15 protein-coding genes and 2 tRNA genes are annotated in these 18,111 nt (G+C 61.6%); 7 read left to right on the forward strand and 10 right to left on the reverse strand.

Going from position 1 to position 18,111, the window contains the following annotated elements:
• Positions 1-478: 478 nt before the first annotated feature.
• Positions 479-554: transfer RNA gene (locus A6A03_RS14820), tRNA-Ala, on the reverse strand.
• Between the two features lie 50 nt (positions 555-604).
• Positions 605-681, reverse strand: a tRNA-Ile gene (locus A6A03_RS14825).
• 289 nt (positions 682-970) lie between these two features.
• Between A6A03_RS14825 and A6A03_RS14830 the strand changes: the two genes are divergently transcribed.
• The 5 genes from A6A03_RS14830 (at position 971) to A6A03_RS14850 (ending at position 5,021) form a co-directional block, all read left to right on the forward strand.
• Complete coding sequence (locus A6A03_RS14830; RefSeq protein ID WP_066789853.1) at positions 971-1,750, forward strand: heme ABC transporter ATP-binding protein; 780 nt, start codon at positions 971-973, stop codon at positions 1,748-1,750.
• Positions 1,751-1,766: 16 nt separating this feature from the next.
• Positions 1,767-2,813 (forward strand): hemin ABC transporter substrate-binding protein, encoded by a 1,047-nt coding sequence (locus A6A03_RS14835; RefSeq protein ID WP_066789855.1) that lies wholly within the window; start codon positions 1,767-1,769, stop codon positions 2,811-2,813.
• Entirely contained in the window at positions 2,810-3,874 is a 1,065-nt protein-coding gene (locus tag A6A03_RS14840) for a FecCD family ABC transporter permease (RefSeq protein ID WP_066789856.1), read from the forward strand. The genes A6A03_RS14835 and A6A03_RS14840 overlap by 4 nt, the downstream gene beginning before the upstream one ends.
• A 13-nt stretch (positions 3,875-3,887) precedes the next feature.
• The gene (locus A6A03_RS14845) at positions 3,888-4,250 is read left to right on the forward strand and encodes an antibiotic biosynthesis monooxygenase family protein (protein WP_066789859.1); all 363 of its coding nucleotides are present in this window, start codon (positions 3,888-3,890) and stop codon (positions 4,248-4,250) included.
• Between the two features lie 75 nt (positions 4,251-4,325).
• Positions 4,326-5,021, forward strand: a complete 696-nt coding sequence (locus tag A6A03_RS14850) for a metal-dependent transcriptional regulator (RefSeq protein ID WP_066789861.1) — start codon at positions 4,326-4,328, stop codon at positions 5,019-5,021.
• Here A6A03_RS14850 and A6A03_RS14855 read toward each other — a convergent pair.
• The 6 genes from A6A03_RS14855 to A6A03_RS14885 form a co-directional block, all read right to left on the reverse strand.
• The gene (locus A6A03_RS14855) at positions 5,001-6,140 is read right to left on the reverse strand and encodes a sensor histidine kinase (RefSeq protein WP_066789866.1); all 1,140 of its coding nucleotides are present in this window, start codon (positions 6,138-6,140) and stop codon (positions 5,001-5,003) included. The two genes, A6A03_RS14850 and A6A03_RS14855, sit on opposite strands and share 21 nt — an antisense overlap.
• Positions 6,137-6,823: a response regulator transcription factor gene (locus tag A6A03_RS14860; protein WP_066789868.1), complete on the reverse strand. Its 687-nt coding sequence runs from the start codon at positions 6,821-6,823 to the stop codon at positions 6,137-6,139. The genes A6A03_RS14855 and A6A03_RS14860 overlap by 4 nt, the downstream gene beginning before the upstream one ends.
• A gap of 693 nt (positions 6,824-7,516) precedes the next feature.
• A complete protein-coding gene (locus A6A03_RS14870) occupies positions 7,517-8,047 on the reverse strand; it encodes a DUF305 domain-containing protein (protein ID WP_066789872.1) in 531 nt (176 codons plus the stop codon).
• A 215-nt stretch (positions 8,048-8,262) separates the two neighbouring features.
• On the reverse strand, positions 8,263-9,693 hold the full coding sequence (locus A6A03_RS14875; protein ID WP_066789875.1) for a sensor histidine kinase: 1,431 nt from the start codon (positions 9,691-9,693) through the stop codon (positions 8,263-8,265).
• Positions 9,674-10,414: a response regulator transcription factor gene (locus tag A6A03_RS14880; RefSeq protein WP_066789877.1), complete on the reverse strand. Its 741-nt coding sequence runs from the start codon at positions 10,412-10,414 to the stop codon at positions 9,674-9,676. Before A6A03_RS14880 ends, A6A03_RS14875 begins: the two co-directional genes overlap by 20 nt.
• Before the next feature lie 106 nt (positions 10,415-10,520).
• Positions 10,521-11,120, reverse strand: a complete 600-nt coding sequence (locus A6A03_RS14885; RefSeq protein ID WP_066789880.1) for a hypothetical protein — start codon at positions 11,118-11,120, stop codon at positions 10,521-10,523.
• Between the two features lie 220 nt (positions 11,121-11,340).
• Here A6A03_RS14885 and A6A03_RS14890 point away from each other — a divergent pair, with 220 nt between their 5' ends.
• Together A6A03_RS14890 and A6A03_RS14895 are read left to right on the forward strand one after the other, a co-directional pair.
• On the forward strand, positions 11,341-12,246 hold the full coding sequence (locus A6A03_RS14890; RefSeq protein WP_066789881.1) for a prenyltransferase: 906 nt from the start codon (positions 11,341-11,343) through the stop codon (positions 12,244-12,246).
• Positions 12,247-13,645: 1,399 nt separating this feature from the next.
• Complete coding sequence (locus A6A03_RS14895) at positions 13,646-14,767, forward strand: cysteine peptidase family C39 domain-containing protein (protein ID WP_066789883.1); 1,122 nt, start codon at positions 13,646-13,648, stop codon at positions 14,765-14,767.
• A 421-nt stretch (positions 14,768-15,188) separates the two neighbouring features.
• On the opposite strand, the gene A6A03_RS14900 is transcribed toward A6A03_RS14895, so the two are convergent.
• Together A6A03_RS14900 and A6A03_RS14905 are read right to left on the reverse strand one after the other, a co-directional pair.
• Positions 15,189-16,160 carry a DUF7544 domain-containing protein gene (locus A6A03_RS14900; RefSeq protein ID WP_066789885.1) on the reverse strand — a complete coding sequence of 324 codons (972 nt, stop codon included), beginning with the start codon at positions 16,158-16,160 and terminating at the stop codon, positions 15,189-15,191.
• A 16-nt stretch (positions 16,161-16,176) separates the two neighbouring features.
• The gene (locus tag A6A03_RS14905; protein WP_066789887.1) at positions 16,177-18,048 is read right to left on the reverse strand and encodes an ABC transporter ATP-binding protein; all 1,872 of its coding nucleotides are present in this window, start codon (positions 18,046-18,048) and stop codon (positions 16,177-16,179) included.
• Positions 18,049-18,111 lie beyond the last annotated feature (63 nt).

The raw sequence follows: 18,111 nt of genomic DNA on the forward strand, positions 1-18,111 counted from the left end.
CCCCCACCCCATCACCCCTCCCCCGCTGGGGGAGGGGTGATGGGGCGTGCAGCGCCGGACGTTGCGGCATTGCTCAACGATCAATAGGTGTGCTCAACCACACGTTTTGTCAGTCCCTCAACCGCTGAAGGGGGAGATTGCTTCGGTCGGGCGGCCTCCAGCGCGGCTGGACGCCGCCGCTCCCGCGCAATGACATACTGGTCTGTCATTGCGAGCGAAGCGAAGCAATCCCCCACGCGAGCGGACGCCATCCACTGCCCACCCTTTCTGCGACCGTTCCCAGTAACTCACTCTTCCCGCTCCAGTAGGAGATTGCTGCGGAGACTACGCCCCCTCGCAATGACAGTGAGCAGCCGAATGCCATCCGCTCGCCGCCCATCCTATGACCGGCCTGCGGTAGCACACCAATCGCCCAAAAACACAAGCGGGCCGCAGCTTTGCTACGGCCCGCCCGCACAGCAGGAGGGGAGGAGGTGATTGGTGGAGCGAAGGGGATTCGAACCCCTGACCTTCTGCGTGCAAAGCAGATGCTCTACCAACTGAGCTATCGCCCCAAAACAAGAGAGAATAGAGAATGGTCGCGCATTCTCTATTCTCTCGGTGTTGGTGGGCGTAGGTGGACTCGAACCACCGACCTCGATCTTATCAGGATCGCGCTCTAACCGGCTGAGCTATACGCCCTCGCAACGCGGTGAAGTATAACACAGCTTGGGGGGTGTGTCAAGTCAGCCGAGGGCGAGTTTAGCAAAGGTCGAGCAGCGACGCCAGTGTTCATAGAGTGCGGCAGTTTGACCGCCGCATCATGCTGATGCCGCAAGGGCCGGCCTGTTTCCGCTTGTGATGTTTGAGCCCGCCCAATGCACCTCGACCACTGGCGTGAAGTTTTTACAGTTTTTGGTTGACAAACCAGTTAAATTAGTATATTCTAACTGCGTCGCTTAGCACGTACCGAACGAGGTGCAGCATCCCTATGGAACTGTTGGCAGCCCACGATATCGGCTATTACCTGAACGGACGCTGGTTGGTGCAGTCGGTTTCGCTGACGCTATCCGCCGGCGAGGTAGTGGTGTTGGTTGGCCCAAACGGGGCCGGCAAGAGCACGCTCTTGAGTCTGCTGGCCGGTGATTTGCCACTGGCCAGCGGCGAGATTTGGCTCGGCGGGCAGCCGCTCAGCCGGATGCCGGCGCTGGCGCAGGCGCAACGGCGCGCTGTGTTGCGCCAGCAGGTTGCCGTGACCTTTCCCTTTACCGCGCTAGAGGTGGCGCTCATGGGCCGCGCGCCGCATCTGCGCGGCCAAGCGGAAAGTGCGCGCGATGTGGCGATTGCGCAGGAGGCGTTGGCGCAGACCGAAACCGCGCCGTTCGCGGCTCGCCCCCTGCCGACGCTTTCCGGCGGCGAACAGGCTCGCGTGCAGATGGCGCGCGTCTTGGCCCAGACCGCGCCAATGTTGCTGCTCGATGAGCCAACTGCGGCGCTTGATCTGCGCCACCAGCACCGTGTGTTGCAGTTGGCCCGCCGCGCAGCCGATCAGGGTGGCGCCGCTCTGATTGTGCTGCACGATGTCAATCTGGCTGCACTCTACGCCAACCGGATCGGGGTGATGCAGCAGGGTCGCTTGCGCGCCATCGGCGCGCCGTGGGAGGTGTTGCAGGCTGATCTGCTGAGCGATGTGTATGGCGTGCCGATCACGGTGCAACCCCATCCGCGCACGGCAACGCCGCTGGTGTTGAGTCTACCGGAAGATCATTGAGGGAGTGCATAGACCTATGTTGGCGAAGTTCACGAAACCGCTGGTCTTGCTGATCGTACTGGCGCTGCTGAGCGCATGTGGCGCGCATTCCACCGCGAATGCGCCTACGGCCGCGCCCGTTCCTACCACTGCCCCGGTTGCCACGGCAGTTCCCGATCCTATGACTGCACCGGAGCCTACCACCGCTCCCGCTGCGGCGGAACCCATCTTGCCGGCCAGCGTGACCGATTATCAGGGTGAAACCGTGGTCATCGAGTCGGTTGACCGGGTTGTCAGTCTGTCCGGCGATATAACCGAGATTATTTTTGCGCTAGGGATGGGTGATTCCGTGGTGGGTGTGGATATAAGCGCCACTTACCCCGCCGAGAAGACCAAGGCGCTGCCGAGCATCGGCTACCAGCGCCGGCTCAACGCCGAGGGGATTCTGTCGCTCAATCCTACATTGGTGATTGGCAATGAATTTGCCGGCCCGCCGGAAGCGTTGGCCCAAGTGCAGGCAGCGGGGGTGCCGCTCGCGTTGACCGCGAACCCGCCTACGCTCGAAGCGCCTGCCCAAAAGATTATCTTCGTTGCGCGCGCCCTTGGCATTCCGCAGCGCGGCTATGCGTTAGCCGGGCAGGTCGAGGCCGAGATTGCGCGAGCGCGCGCTGAGGCCAGTGCGTTGCCGCGCCAGCCGCGCGTGCTCTTCCTCTATTTGCGCGGTACTGATGTGCAGCAGGTGGCCGGCGCCAATACCGCGATTGACGCTATGATTACCGCTGCTGGCGGTATCAACGCCGCCGCCGAGGCCGGTATCGTCAATTATGCGCCGCTTAGCCCTGAAGTTGTGATTGCTGCCCAGCCCGATGTGATTTTGGTGCTCACGAAGGGGCTTGAGTCGGTTGGTGGCATCGATGGCTTGTTGAGCATTCCCGGTCTGGCTGATACGCCAGCCGGCCAGCAACGGCGGGTGATCGACTTTGACGACCTCTATCTGAACGGTATGGGGCCGCGCACCGGGCAAGCGCTGGCCGATTTGGTAGCCGCTTTCCGTGACGCAGTCGCGCAAACGGGGGGATCATGAGCGCCACGACGATGCCTACGGTTCACCGCGCGGTTGCCTTTGGCCGCGGCTGGTTGCTGCCGGGATTGGCCGCGATGTTGATCGGCGCGCTCTTGCTGGGAGCCGGCATCGGGGCTGTCGCGGTGCCCCCTGACGTGGCAGTAGCCATTATTCTCAGCAAGGTTGGCATCAACCTTGAGGTCGCTTTTACCCAGCAGCAAATGGCCGTGCTCTGGAACATCCGCTTGCCGCGAGTGGTGCTGGGAGCGCTGGTTGGCGCGGCATTGGCGGTGAGCGGCGCGTTGTTGCAGGGCATTTTTCGCAATCCGCTCGCCGACCCCGGCCTGATCGGCGTCAGCAGCGGCGCGGCGTTGGGAGCAGTGTTTACCATTATCAGCGGGATAGCAGTGTTTGGCATCTATACCTTGCCGATCGCCGCCTTCCTTGCCGGCGCTGCGACGACGCTGCTCGTGTACCGGCTATCACGCCGCCATGGCCGCACCGATGTGGCAATGTTGCTGCTGGTGGGATTGGCCCTCAATGCGCTGGCCGGCGCAACCACCGGTTTGTTGACCTATCTGGCCGATGATGCGCAGTTGCGTTCCATCGTCTTCTGGACGCTGGGAGGGTTGGGTGGCGCGTTGTGGGAGACGGTGTTAGCCGCGGCGCCGCCGATCGTGTTGGCGCTGGCGGTGGCGCCGCGTCTAGGGTTCTACCTCAACCTGTTTGCGTTGGGTGAAACCGAAGCCCGCCATCTCGGTGTCAATACCGAATGGATTAAACGAATCATCGTCTTGCTGGCGGCGCTGGCGACCGGCGCAGCAGTGGCGCTCACCGGCCCGATCGGATTTGTTGGCCTGATTGTGCCGCATATCATCCGCCTTGCCATCGGCCCCGATCATCGCCAGCTCATCCCAGCTTGCGCACTCGGCGGCGCAACCCTGCTGGTGCTGGCCGATCTGCTGGCCCGTACACTGGCCGCTCCTGCCGAGATTCCAGTTGGCTTATTCACCGCCTTTGCCGGCGGCCCCTTCTTTCTGGCTCTGATTTTGCGCACCCGGCGACAGTATGGTTTTCGTTGATGAAGGAGCACGTATGATCACGACCGCTAATCGCATCTATGTCCACCCCGACTACGCCGAACTGTTCGAGGAGACCTTCCGCACCCGCGCCCGGCTGGTTGACCGCATGCCCGGCTTTATCAGCAATCAACTGCTGCGCCCGGTCAATCCCGGCGATCCCTATATCGTGTTGACCACGTGGGAAAGTCGCGCTCACTTCGAGGCATGGGTGCGCTCGGATGAATTCCGCCAAGGCCATGCCCGTTCGGGCACCTTGCCAAAAGAGGCGTTTACCGCACCCAATAAGCTTGAGTTGCACGAGATCATTATGGATACCAGCCGGCCTGATGCGCCGGTTGAGCCACGCGGCAAACCGTTCAATGTCCATCGCGGTTGAGCGGGAGTGACGGCAGCCTAGCGCAAGGGTGCGAGTGAGTGCGCGCCCTTGCGCCCTGACCAGAGGAAAAATGGTATGGTGGCAGCGCCTTCGTTCGTTGTACTGCCGAACCTTACGCTTGGGCTGACAACAACGGAATCAACCTGTCTGCTGGCATTCGCTGATGTGGCCGCCGATCAAGCGGTCGTCTCCGCCGATCAGGCAGCCTCCTTGTTGCAGCGCGATCATGACGAGTTTGGCTTGCTCTTGCGCCGTCTCGCGCGGCGCAATCTGGTGAAGGTTGCTGGCAGCGGCGCACTGGAGTTAACGCCTAGCGGCGTATTCCTTGCCCGCCATCTGCAAACCCGGCATCGCCTACTCGAACGGTTCTTGCTCGATGTGCTTGGGGTGCCGTGGATGTTTGTCCATCGCGAAGCGATGCGCTTAGCGCCAGCGGCTTCGCCGTTGTTCATCGAGCGGGTGATCACACTCACCCGCCATGCAACAGTGTGCCCGCACGGCAACCCGATTCCCGGTCGTGGCCAACCCATCGCCAACGAACAGCGCTTGGCCGATGCGCCGTTTGGGCAACGATGCCGGCTGACCCGCATTGCCGAATGGGTGAGTTATGATCTGCACCGATTACAACGTCTCTGGAGTTACGAACTCTTGCCGGGACGCACCCTAATTCGCGTCCCCGATCCGCTCCACCGCTGGGTCATCCAGCTCAACCACCATCCGCTGGTGATTGGGCAGCGTATGGCTGAAGCCTTATTCGTGACGGTGGAATAGCGGCAAGGTAAAGGCAAAGGTCGCGCCCTGCCCCGGCCCCGCGCTCGTGGCCCATATCCGCCCGCCGTGCAGCTCGACCAGCGCCTTGCAGATGGTCAGGCCAATGCCGGCGCCGCCGGTGGCGCGCGCGCGGGCCTTATCAACCCGGTAAAACCGCTCGAACAGATGGGGCAGATGTTCGGCGGCGATGCCGATACCGGTATCGCGCACCACCCATTGCACGGCATCATCCGCCTGCATCGCCTGCACGGTCACGTCGCCGCCAGCCGGCGTATAGTGCAACGCATTGCCGAGCAGGTTGATCAACACTTGCAGCGCCCGATCCAGATCGGCGTTGACCAGCGGCAAATCGGCAGGCACCTGTATGTGCAACGCCACCCCCTTTTCGGCAAACTGCGGCGCAAGACGGGCCACCGCCGCCGCACTGAGCGCCGCCGGCGCGATTGCGGTGAGGCGCAACGCCACCTGCCCCGCTTCCACCCGCGAGAGCTCTTGCAAATCGCCGGCCAAGCGGCGCAAGCGGTTCACCTCATCCAGCACCAATGCCCACGTTCCATCATCCGGCTCCACCACCCCATCAAGCATACCCTCGACATAGCCGGCAATCGTCGCCAACGGCGTGCGCAACTCGTGCGCGACATCGCCGATCAAGGCCACCCGCCGCTGCTCGGCATCCTCGAGCGCAGCGGCCATGGTGTTGAATTGCGCCGCTAGACGGGCCAATTCGTAATCGCCTTGCACCGGCGCCCGTTCGCGGTAATGGCCGGCGGCAATCCGCTGGGCCGCGATCAACAGCCGTTCGAGCGGTTGCGCGATCCGGCGCGATGCTGCCAGACTCACCACCACCGCCACGAGGATCGCCGCACCGCTGCTGATCGCCAGCGCCTGCGCCATCGCCACCGTAAAGATCGCATTCGTCGCCCGCTCCATCTCGATCATGCTGTCATCGGCAGTCGCAGCCCAATGCGGCCCCAGCCACGCAATCATCAGGCGGTCATGCAACCCCGGCGCCAACAACAGCGCCACGCCAAGCAGCGTGATCGCACCAGCGGCGATCGTCAGCAGATGCGCGAGCAACAACCGCCGCCGCAAACCGCCCCGCGCCAACCACCCCTTCATCGCCGCTCTCCAAACCGATAACCAACGCTGCGCACGGTAAAGATAAAGCGGGGCCGGGCCGGATCATCGCCCAACTTCTTGCGCAAATTGGCGATATGGACTTCTACCACGTGATCATCGCCGAAGTAGTCGTTACCCCACACCCGGTCGAGCAGTTGGGCGCGGGAAAAGACTCTGCCCGGCGCGCTCGCCAACACGCACAGCAACGAATATTCCACATGGGTCAGCGCAACCGGCGCGCCCTTCAGCCAGACGGTATGCGCCGCCAGATCGATCACCAGCGGGCCGTAGCGAATGCGCTGCTCTTCCTCGGTGATCAGATGGCGCGGCCGGCGCAACATCGCTCGCACCCGCGCCACCAATTCGCGCGGCGAGAACGGCTTCACCAGATAATCGTCAGCGCCAGCTTCTAATCCCACCACCCGGTCAATCTCTTCCGCCTTCGCCGTCAACATCAAAATGTAGGCATGCGAAAAGGCGCGCACTTGCCGGCACACCTCTAACCCATCTAGTTCCGGCAACATCAGATCGAGAATGATCAGGTCTGGTTGCAGCGCGCGCACCTGCGCCAAAGCGCTCTGACCATCAGCCGCCTGCGCCACCTGAAAACCGGCTTGCACCAAATAGCGCTGCACTAATTCGCGCAGGCGCGTTTCATCTTCAACAATCAAAATCGTAGGCATAATCACACGTGCTGGAAAGCAATCTCAGATGCATGGTAGCCGGTGATACGCAAACGGGCAATGGCTGCGAGCATTGGGATCCAGCTCGCACCCACTGGCAGGTGGCCCCACCCCTCACCCCGCCCCCGCTGGGGGAGGTTTTTTTACCGCAGAGGACGCCGAGAGCGCGGAGGAGGATCACCATTCCCACCATCTTTGCGGTCTCTGCGTCCTTGGCGTCTCTGCGTTTGAATCCTCTGCGTCTTTGCCCCCTTTGCGCCTTGGCATTAGCCCCCACCCCTTGCCACTCCCCCGCTGGGGGAGGGGTGTTTTTTACCGCAGAGGACGCCGAGGGCGCGGAGGGGGATCACCATTCCCACCATCTTTGCGGTCTCTGCGTCCTTGGCGTCTCTGCGTTTGAATCCTCTGCGTCTTTGCCCCCTTTGCGCCTTGGCGTTAGCCCCCACCCCTTGCCACTCCCCCGCTGGGGGAGGGGTGTTTTTTACCGCAGAGGACGCCGAGGGCGCGGAGGAGGATCACCATTCCCACCATCTTTGCGGTCTCTGCGTCCTTGGCGTCTCTGCGTTTGAATCCTCTGCGTCTTTGCCCCCTTTGCGCCTTGGCATTTATCACCTTCTGCGCTTTTCGCGCCTTTGCGTGTATCACCCTCTGCGCCTTTGCTTGCTCTGCGGCATAAACGGCACAGCTCCATAACTACTGCTTCAACCATTCCCGCATCTGGGCAATCTCAGCCTCTTGGGCAGCGATAATCGCTTGCGCCAGCTCTTTAATCTCGGCGTGCTCAGCCTTCTGCAAAGCGTCGCGCGCCATCGCAATCGCCCCTTCGTGATGCAGAATCATCGCTTCCAGAAAGCGTTGATCAAACGGAGTATTGCCATCGGGCACCGCCATCGGCCCCATCTCCATCATCATACCGCCGGTCGGCGGCAGATCAGGGTACCACGCTTGCCGCCACGTTCGCATCTGGGCAATCTCGGCCTCTTGCGCCGTGATAATCGCTTCAGCCAACTGGCGAATACGCGCATCTTGGCTCGCTTGCAGCGCCTGCCGCGCCATCGTGATCGCACCCTCGTGATGCTCGATCATACTATCGATGAACTGCGCATCATACGGCGCGTCGCTGCTATGCCCCATCGCGTGATCCATGCCGGCCATCGGCGTAGGTGCGGCAGGTTGGCTGCATGCCACGAATGCCAAGCACAACACCAAAAGAAAACGCTGCATATCAAACACCTCCGTTGATCGTCATCAACCTACCGGCGCCAGTATGCAGCGTCAAGCTCAAGATTCGCTCAAGCGCAGCTCAGCAATCACTGAGAAATTGCCCGGCTCCTCTCCATTGGCCCTCGTTATTTCGCTTAAGCGATGCCTATATGCACCCTCTCCTTGTTTAGCAAAGCAGCCTTTTTCGCTCAAGCAAGGTTTCCATCGCCGTCACCCTAGTTCAACCGCAATGGCAACATCATCGTCACGCGCGTGCCCGCGCCGGGCCGGCTGGCAATCGTCACCTCGCCGCCGTGGGCGCGGACAACGCTCTGCACCAGCGTCAACCCCAAACCAGTGCCGCCGGTGCGCCGTGACCGTGATCGGTCGCCGCGGTAGAATGGTGTGAAGACATGCGGCAAATCTTCTGGCGCAATTCCTTCGCCGGTATCGGCCACCCAACAATGCAGCGTTTGCCCGGCGACTGCCCAACCGAGCGTGATCGTCCCGTTGGGTGCGGTGTGTTGGATGGCATTATCAACTAGATGGAACAGCGCCTGTTTCAAGCTATCAGCGTCAAGCACGACTTGCACCGCCGGGCCTTGCTCGATGATCACGCGGCGCTCACCGGCCAGCAAACGCGCCTGCGCCGCAAACTCCGTCATCACATCAGCGATCATGACTGGCTGGAGGTTTAATGACCGGCCCGATTCGTAACGCGCTTTGTCAAGGAGTTGCTCGCTGACGCCGCACAGCCGCACCACATCGCGATGCATGCTTTGGATCAGGCGAAACGCGGTCTGCGGATCATCCTGCGCCCCGCGCAGCAAGACCTCTAACCCGCTGCGCAGGGCAGTCAGCGGGGTGCGCATTTCGTGAGCTGCATCAGCAATAAACCGCCGCTGCGCTTGGAAGTTCTGCTCAAGCCGTTCGACCATCTCATCGAATGCTTGCGTCAACTGGCCCACCTCATCGTGCGGCGAGATGACCGGCACGCGCTGGCGAAGATTCCCTTGGGCGATGTTGCGGCAAGCGACGATCAAATCGCTCAGCGGGCGCAAGGTCGAACTCGTCAGCCAATAGCCGGTCAAACTGCCGGCGACCAGCACGATGATAATGCTCAATCCGATAATGATACTCTGGCGCTGCAAGGTGGCCTCAATCGGCGCGAGCGGCGTGCTCATCTGCACCACTCCAAACACTTCCGGCGCTCCCGGCGCCGGACGCAGCGGAATCAGCAGGCTGAGCATGCGCTGCGCACCGCTCGGCTGGATCACCGAGACATTATTCTGCCCGGCTAACGCCGCCGCCAACACCTCAGCCGCCACCGGCGTCGCCGCCGGTTCTTCCGGCAAGCGGCGGCCATCGGCTAGGAGCACACCCTCCCGATCAAAGACCAGCGCCGTCGTATCGCGCGAGGTCAGATCGCGGCTCAACTGGCCGGCAATCTGTGCCAATTGCGCTGCGGGGTTGGGTTGTTCAAACAGGTACTGCTCGATAATCGGCTTCGCCTGCGCTCGAATGCGCAACTCGGTGCTGCTAAATAGGAATTGCCGCATATCGAGGTAAAAGCCAAACCCTAGCAGACAGAGCAACAACGCCAGCAAGCCGCTGTAGAGCAGCGCCAACCGCTGGCGTAACGACAGCCTATGCCACCATTGGTTCATCTTCTGGCCGTAAGCTGTACCCAACGCCGTAGATGGTACGGATGAGTTTACGCTCATGATCGCCTATCTTTTCGCGCAAATTGCTTATGTGAACTTCAACGATATTTGAATCGCCGGTGTAAGTAAACCCCCACACCCGGCTGAGCAGCGTCTCGCGAGTGAACACGCGCCGCGGATGGCGCATAAATAATTCGAGCAGCGCGAATTCGGTTGGGGTCAGCTCAAGCTGGCGGCCATGCAACGTCACCTCGCGCGTCTCTGGATCGAGCGTCAGGCCGGCCACGCGCAACACCGCCGGCGCGCGCGCTATGCCGGCCCGGCGCAACACGGCCTGCACCCGCGCCAGCAGCTCATCAAAACTAAACGGCTTGACCACATAATCATCGGCGCCTTGTTGCAACCCCTGCACCCGATCTTGTACCTCGCCCCGCGCCGTGAGCATAATGATCGGCAATGCGCTCGACCGCGCCCGCAGTCGCCGGCAGACAACCATGCCATCAATATCGGGCAACATCAGATCGAGAATGACCAGATCGGCGCCCTTCTCCTCGATGATCTGCAACCCGCGGCGACCTTCGCTCGCCACCGTGACGCGCATACCTTCATACGTCAAGCCAACCCGCAACGACTCGGCAATCGTGGGTTCATCTTCGATGACCACCACATGCCAATCATGGCCTTGGTCGCCTTGCGGCGCCCGTTCATCATCAATTGCCTTCATATCCACTCCTGATTGAGCCGTTTAACATCGGGAACGGCGATCTGGATGCGCCATGCGTAGGTGCATCCAGATCGATCCGGGTGTATTGCCGGCTAAAAGCGCCGGATTACGGTATCACCAACACAGTTCCGGTATCAAGGTTCGTAATCGTATCCGGCTTGATCTGCACCTCGCCATATTTACCGGTCTTGCGCACGCCAACAACGCGCACCGATGCGCCTACCGGCAACGTATTGGCAATCGTCGCCGCCAGATGCGGCGGCGTGCGCACCTCATCGCCAGTGCTCATAATGAAACCATCGATCCGTCCGCTGCGGCTGTAGGTATAGTTCGTGATTCGCCCGCTGATATCAACCGCCTCTTCGATCACCACCCGCGCATTGGTGTTCAAATTAACGATCACCTGCGCCTTGACGTGCGTATCACCCCGCCGTCCAATGTGTTGGCGCCCCTCAACCCGTACCGGCGCACCTACCGCCACGGCCTGCGTTACCGCCCCGCCCCAATGCTTAGGAAACCGAACCTCCGTGCCATTATCCAGATAGAAGCCGTCTATTTCGCCGCGTGGCGCAGACTTAAACGCAGTCACCGTACCGGTCATCGTCACCGGTGTATCGCTTTGACCCGGCTGGGCATACGTTGCGCCGGGAGACCATGCCAATGCGCCGAGAACGGCGATGCTGAGCATGATGAGCAGATTGAGCATCGTGTTTCCTTTCCATACTCGAACCGTCGCTGCCGGCAATGGTAGTATAGTAGATAAGCCTGAACGAAAGCCGAAGACAAGCTGAAGAGATTCTGAAGATGGATGATCGACCGCTGGAAGACGAGCCGCATGCTCAGCGGCAGACACAGCGCGACAGCGGACATGCGATAGTTGCCCTGCCGCACGCCATCATTACGGAACCCCGCGAGAAGCACGACCTATGCCGATTAAAACCTCCTCGCTTCCCCAAACCCTCTACGGCCTCTGGCTCATGAGCCGCCCGCTCATCTTACCCAGCGGCGTGCTGGCCTATGCGGTAGGTGTGGCGTTGGCGCTCGCCGACGGGCCAATCGATTGGTCGCGGCAAGCGATTGGCCTTACCCTCACAATGCTGGCCAATCTCGCTGCGCACTACGCCGATGAATACGCCGACGCCGATACCGATGCACTCGCCAAGCACACCGGCGTCTCTGGCGGCAGCGGTGCGATCGCTACCGGCTACGCCGATCGGCCACTGGCGCTGCAAGCGGCAGTAGTGGTCAGCGGCATCACCCTGCTCGGCGGCGCGTGGGCCACCCTCAGCGGCACGATACCGTTAGCGGCAGGGATCATCTTGCTGATTGGCCTGCTCGGCGGTTGGGCCTATTCGATGCCTCCCATCGCGCTCGAACGGCGCGGCTGGGGTGAATTGGCCAATGCACTGCTCGGCGGGTTGCTGATGCCGCTCATGGCCTACGCTTGCGCCCACGGCGCCCCGCCGCTGCGCGTCTATGCCCAACTCGCGCCGGTCGTCGCCGCCGCGCTGGTCTGCATTATCGGCGTGCATTGGGCCGACCGCCACGCCGATGCGCAGGTCGGCAAACACACTCTTGCCGTCATCTACGGCCCGCAGGTGCGCTGGTGGTGGTGGCTGAGCCTCGCCTTGGCCTACGGCTTGCCAGTGGCATTGGCAAGCTGGATACTGCCAGCCGTGGTTACGATCGCCTGTCTTCTCACCCTGCCGGTTGGTCTTTACACCGCCGCCCGCCTCACGCACACCGACTCACCTGCTCCCGGCGCCTCGACGATGGTCGCCTTGATGCTGGCCCACATCACCGGCTATCTGCTGGCAGCCTCCGCCGGTTAACACGTTTTCTCAGTAAATGGTTTACAAATTGATTTTATTGCGGTATACTATGTCTCACGAGGTTAGTAGATACTTAATTACAAAGTAAGCACTATCTTATCTCAGGAGACACACCTATGGAAATGGCCGGCTTGATCGCACTTGCCCAAGGCATTGGCGCCCTAGCAATCGCTGGATTGATATGGCCGCTGCTTGCTGTCGCCAAACACACCCACCGGCGCCGATCACAGCGGGTTGCACCGCCTGCGCAACCCCGCCGGCCAGCTATGTTTCAACATCGTGAAGGGTAAACCCGGAGCGCGGGCCGCTGGCCCGCGTTGTTGGCCCTAAAGGGCCGGGATCTAGTTACAAAGCCACCGCACGTACCCCTCTCCCGCACCAGTATGAGCGGGGCTAGGGGTGAGCATTCCAAGGCCGTAAATACTCCCCTGCGCTCTCCGCGTCCGCTGCGGTCAACCTTCCCCTCCGCCAACGGGGGAGGGGCAAGGGGTGGGGGCCAACCCACAGCCGCCAAGCGCGCTAAGGTCGCAGAGGGTTGGTGGTGTTCACATACTCCCCGTGCCCTCCGCGCCCTCTGCGGTAAAAAACACCCCTCCCCCAGCGGGGGAGGGGCAAGGGGTGGGGGCATCAGCCCGCGCAGCGGGCTTCGTAACTATAGCCCGGCCCTTCAGGGCCGGGTACTGGACAGATGTTCTGTCCGTGGGGGCCAACCCACAGCCGCCAAGCGCGCTAAGGTCGCAGAGGGTTGGTGGTGTTCACATACTCCCCGCGCCCTCCGCGCCCCCGGCGGTAAAAAACACCCCTCCCCCAGCGGGGGAGGGGCAAGGGGTAGGGGCATCAGCCCGCGCAGCGGGCTTCGTAACTATAGCCCGGCCCTTCAGGGCCGGGTACTGGACAGATGTTCTGTCCGTGGGGGCCAACCCACAGCCGCCAAGCGCGCTAAGGTCGCAGAGGGTTGGTGGTGTTCACATACTCCCCTGCGCCCTCCGCGTCCCCGGCGGTAAAATACCCCCTCCCCGTTCACGGGAAGGGGGCAAGGGGGTGGGGTCACATCCCCCGCACCGGCGCATACACCTGCTGCATCGCCGGCGCCGCCAAGACCACAAAAATTACTAAACCCAAAGGCGCTACGATCGCTAAGTCCGCAAAGAGTAGGTAATGGGCAAGATAGGGAACACGCCCCTATTCCCCACTCCCTACTCCCTATTCCCCTCTGCGCCCCCCGCGTCCTCTACGGTAAAAACCGCAAGATTGCGGTTTTTGCGCCTTTTCGTGGCCATTCCCCCGCAAACAGAAGTCACATCCCCTTTTTCTTCCCCCACAGTAAACATCTCTTTCGCCCGCTCTCGCACCGCCGGCGCTATACTCCGATCGGTACTCGTCACGTAAAGGGGGATGTATGCGCTGGCGTAAACTTGCCGCCGGTATCGCCATCGGCATCGCTCTGCTCGCCATCGCCGGCCTGATCGGCTGGCAATTGCTGTTCAATTTTTTCATCCGCTCGTACTACGAAACCACCTACGAGCCACGCTGGGTAACGATGGCTGATGTAGCTCCCGCACCCTCGGCATGGATGCTGGCCGACATACCGTGGATCGCCGCCGATGGCCCGCTCTGCCAATCGACTAGCTTGCAAATGATCGCGGCCCAACACGGTAACGTGCAACCCAGACCCGCCATTGACTGGCTGATGTCTTTTACCTATGGCTTTACGATCATGCCCGGCAGCAATGATTTACTGCCGTTCGGTCTTGATCCCGAAGTTGGCTTGCGCAACGCTGCGCCCTACCTCGGTTTGCAGCGCCAGTATTATGTCACTGACGACGCCGATGCCTTCGTCGCACTCGCCCGCTCGTTCATCGCCCAAGGCTATCCCGTGCGGGTTGCGCTGGATATGGGAACGCTCTACGGTTCAACCGAGTTTATCGGCCATAGCGATGTGCTGATTGGCTACGACGAGGAATCGTTCTATCTCTACGAAACGGTCTGCTTGCCGCCGGCCCCCTGCCAACCCGGCCAGCATCCCGCCGGCGATCAAGGCCTCAAGGTCAACACCCAACAGCTCCTCGCCGCGATCACTAGCCAAGCGCGCACCTTCCAATACCCATGGCGCTACAGCCTCACGATCTTCACCCCCACCGCACCGGCCACCGATCTGCGCCCCGTCTGGCGCCAACTCGCCCAAACCATGCTGGACACCAACCAGTATGGCCCACCCACCGGCGTGGCTGCCCTCGAACAGTGGGTTGACGAGATTGAAAAAGGCCGCGTCGCCTCGGCACAAATCCAATACACCGTACCGCTCGCCGCTCGCCTGCGCCGCGAGAACGCCGATTTCCTGCGCGACCATTTCGCCGCTGAACCGGCCATCGTGCAGGCCGCCAGCTATCTCGCCGAAGCCGCTGCCTCCTACGAACAAGCCGCTGCCGCAACCGAGCCAACCCAGATCGCTGCCCTCCTCCGCCGCGCCGCCGCCGCCGAACGCGCCTTCGGCGAAGCCATTCGCGCCTACGTACCATAGAGCCGCAAAGCAGGCAAAGGCGCAGAGATTGTTAACGCAAAGACGCTAAGATCGCCAAGGCCGCAGAGGGTGGGGAATGGGAAAGAAAATTGGGTGAACATATCCCCATCCCCCATTCCCTACTCCCCACTCCCTACTGCCCCCTGCGGTAAAAACCACCCCCTCCCCGTGAACGGGGAGGGGGCAAGGGGGTGGGGTCACATCCCCCGCACCGGCGCATACACCTGCTGCATCGCCGGCGCCGCCAAGACCACAAAAAATACTAAACGCAAAGGCGCTACGATCGCCAAGGCCGCCAAGGGTGGGCAATGGGGAAGAAAAATTGGGTGAACATATCCCCATTCCCCACTCCCTACTCCCTACTGCCCCCTGCGGTAAAATACCCCCTCCCCGTGAACGGGGAGGGGGCAAGGGGGTGGGGTCACATCCCCCGCACCGGCGCATACACCTGCTGCATCGCCGGCGCCGCCATCGTCCACTGCCGGTAGCCGACCGTCCACAGCGCCACATTCAGGCTAGCCAACACCCCGCCCAGAATGATCGCAAAGATCACGTTAAACAACACGGTGATGATGACCCACGCGCCGAAACTCGTCACCGGATTGGCGCCGGTTGCAAACAACAACACCCCCCCAATCGCCCCCACCGGCAAGCTATAGACCAGCCCGATCCCGAATGTCACCAACCAAACCACAACTGCCTGCCCCACATTGCGCCGCAAGACCTGCCAGCCGCGCTTGATGCTAGCCACCGGCCCTTGCCCCTCCAGCACGCACGCCCGCGCCGCCAGCGGGCGGAAGACGGCAAGGAAGAGGCCCCATAGCAAGATCGGAATGGAAAGACAAATGATCAACCCTGCTATTGTCACGACCGCGCCGGCGAGCATCGAAGCTGACGGCCCGTCGTTCGCCATTGTTAAGACACTGGCAACCAGCGCTCCAAACGCCACCAGAATGCCAATCCCTACCACCAGACCCGGCAGCGCCAGTAGCAAATCCATCAGCGCCAACGGTACCATCCGGCTGACTCCAGCCGCAAAGCTGTTGCTCAGATCAAACTGCCCGCGCTGATCGAGCAGATCGGTCTGCACGATCGCCGCCCCTTCCACAATGCTCCCTACAAACAGCATCACCAGCCAACCCACCAGTAACCCTAGCCCTAACGACAACACCCAGCCGGTCGCCGCCTCCGGGGTTAAGTCTTCCGGGATAAAGGCCAGCAGAATCCGGCTCACAGCTTCATCAGGCGGCTGGCTCGGATCGCTCACACCAAAATTGATCGTCACGCCATATCCGCCTCGCCCCACCAGCGCCAACAAAATCCCCAAACCCCACAGCACTTTGTACCGCCACCAAACCGTAAACCCCCGCTTGAGCAGCGCGCCGATCTCCATGATGACCTCTCTTGCTTCAACGATAGCCTTCGGCCTGCATATTGAACAAACGGGCATACATCCCGCCGCGGGCTAACAACTCCTCATGCGTCCCCATCTCGGTGATCCGGCCATGTTCGAGCACCACAATCCGGTCGGCCATCCGCACGGTCGAGAAGCGGTGGCTGATCAGCACCGCAATCCGCCCCGCAGTCAAATCCCGAAACCGCTGAAAAATTTCGTATTCGCGTTCAGCATCGAGCGCCGCCGTCGGTTCGTCCAGCACCAACACTTCGCTCTCGCGCATAAACGCGCGTCCGAGTGCGATCTTCTGCCATTGCCCGCCCGACAGCTCGGCCCCGTTCTCAAACCAACGCCCCAGCATCGTATCGTAGCCGTGCGGCAGTTGCGCCAACACCTCATCGGCCCCTCCCCGCACCGCCGCCGAGCGAATGCGCGGTTCGTTCGCCAGTTCGTCGATCTGGCCAAACCCGATATTCTCCCGCGCCGTGGTCTGATAACGGACAAAATCCTGAAAGATGACCCCAATCCGTTGCCGCAGCTCATCGATATTGTAATCGCGCAGATCAACCCCGTCGAGTAGAATCTGGCCTTCGGTCGGATCGTACAACCGGGTCAGCAGCTTGATCAACGTTGTCTTGCCGGCCCCGTTCGCCCCCACCAGCGCGATCTTTTCGCCCGGCCCGATCCGCAGGTTGATGTCGCGCAAGGCCCATTCTTCCCGATCAGGGTAACGAAAGCTGACATTGCGAAACTCGATCCCCTGCCGGATCGGGCGCGGCACCGGTAGGTTGCGCCCATGGCGCATGCGCGGCTCGATCGCCAAAAAGTCAAACAAGTTGGTCAAGAACAACCCGCCCTCATAAAGCTGGGCCAGATTGCCAAACAGCGTCTGCACCACCGATTGGCTCTGACGAAAGAGCGTCAGGTAGAACGTCATTCCGCCGATCGTGATCACCCCGGCCACCGTCTGCCAGATGATCCAGCCATAAGCGGCGTAATAGCCGGCGCTCGCCACGATTCCCCACAAGGTGCTGATCAGCGAACGCCGCCGGGCCAGCGCCTCATCTTCGTGGAAGAAGCGGTGAAATTGCTCTTGATGGCGCTCGATCAGCGGCTCGCCCAGCGCAAACAGTTTTACCTCTTTGACGGCGGTATCCACCGTCAGCAGATGCTCAAGGTATTGCATACGGCGAAACTCCGGCGCCCGCCACGTCAACAGCCGGAACCGCAGCCGGCTGAAGTGGGTTTGGGCCAGAAACGCCGGAATAGTTGCGCCAAACAGCAGCAGCGCAATCAGCGGGCTCAACCAGAGCAGGCTGGCCGCAAACGAGAGCAAGGTCAGTACTTGTTGGATGGCGCTAAACACGGTGTTGACCATCGCCATCGCCCGCCAATTCGTTTCCCGCCGCGCGTTTTGCAATTTGTCGTAGTATTGCGCATCCTCGAAGTAGTGCAGGTCGAGCAGCAGCGCCTTGCGCATGATCATCAGATTAACCATATTGCTCAGGCGGGCATGCAAGATATGCTCGCTCAGCGACCGGCCCTGCGCCAACACCGCCCCCAGCGTGATCAAGCCAAACTCGCTCAGCAGCCACGGCAACGTCTGTTGCAGACCAACCAGCGCATCCACCCCGCCCTGCACCGCCGCCACTACCGTATCCACGATCAGCTTGCCAACATACGCCTGTGCCAGCGGCAACCCCGCCGCCAGCAACGTAATCACCGCCATGAGCACCGTATGCCCGCGGTCGGCCTGCCACACCAGCCGGAACGCCGCCGGCACATTGCGCAACGCTCGCCGCGTCTCAACCACCCACTGCCGCAGCGTCTGCGGGCGCGACGGCGACGGGATCGGGCGCGGACGACCGCGCGGAGGTTCTGCCATATCCCATCCTCACTCTGCCCTACCGGAACGTGGTAGCATGATACGCGATCAGACGCGCAACTT

It is taken from the genome of Chloroflexus islandicus (assembly GCF_001650695.1).
Lineage (GTDB): Bacteria > Chloroflexota > Chloroflexia > Chloroflexales > Chloroflexaceae > Chloroflexus > Chloroflexus islandicus.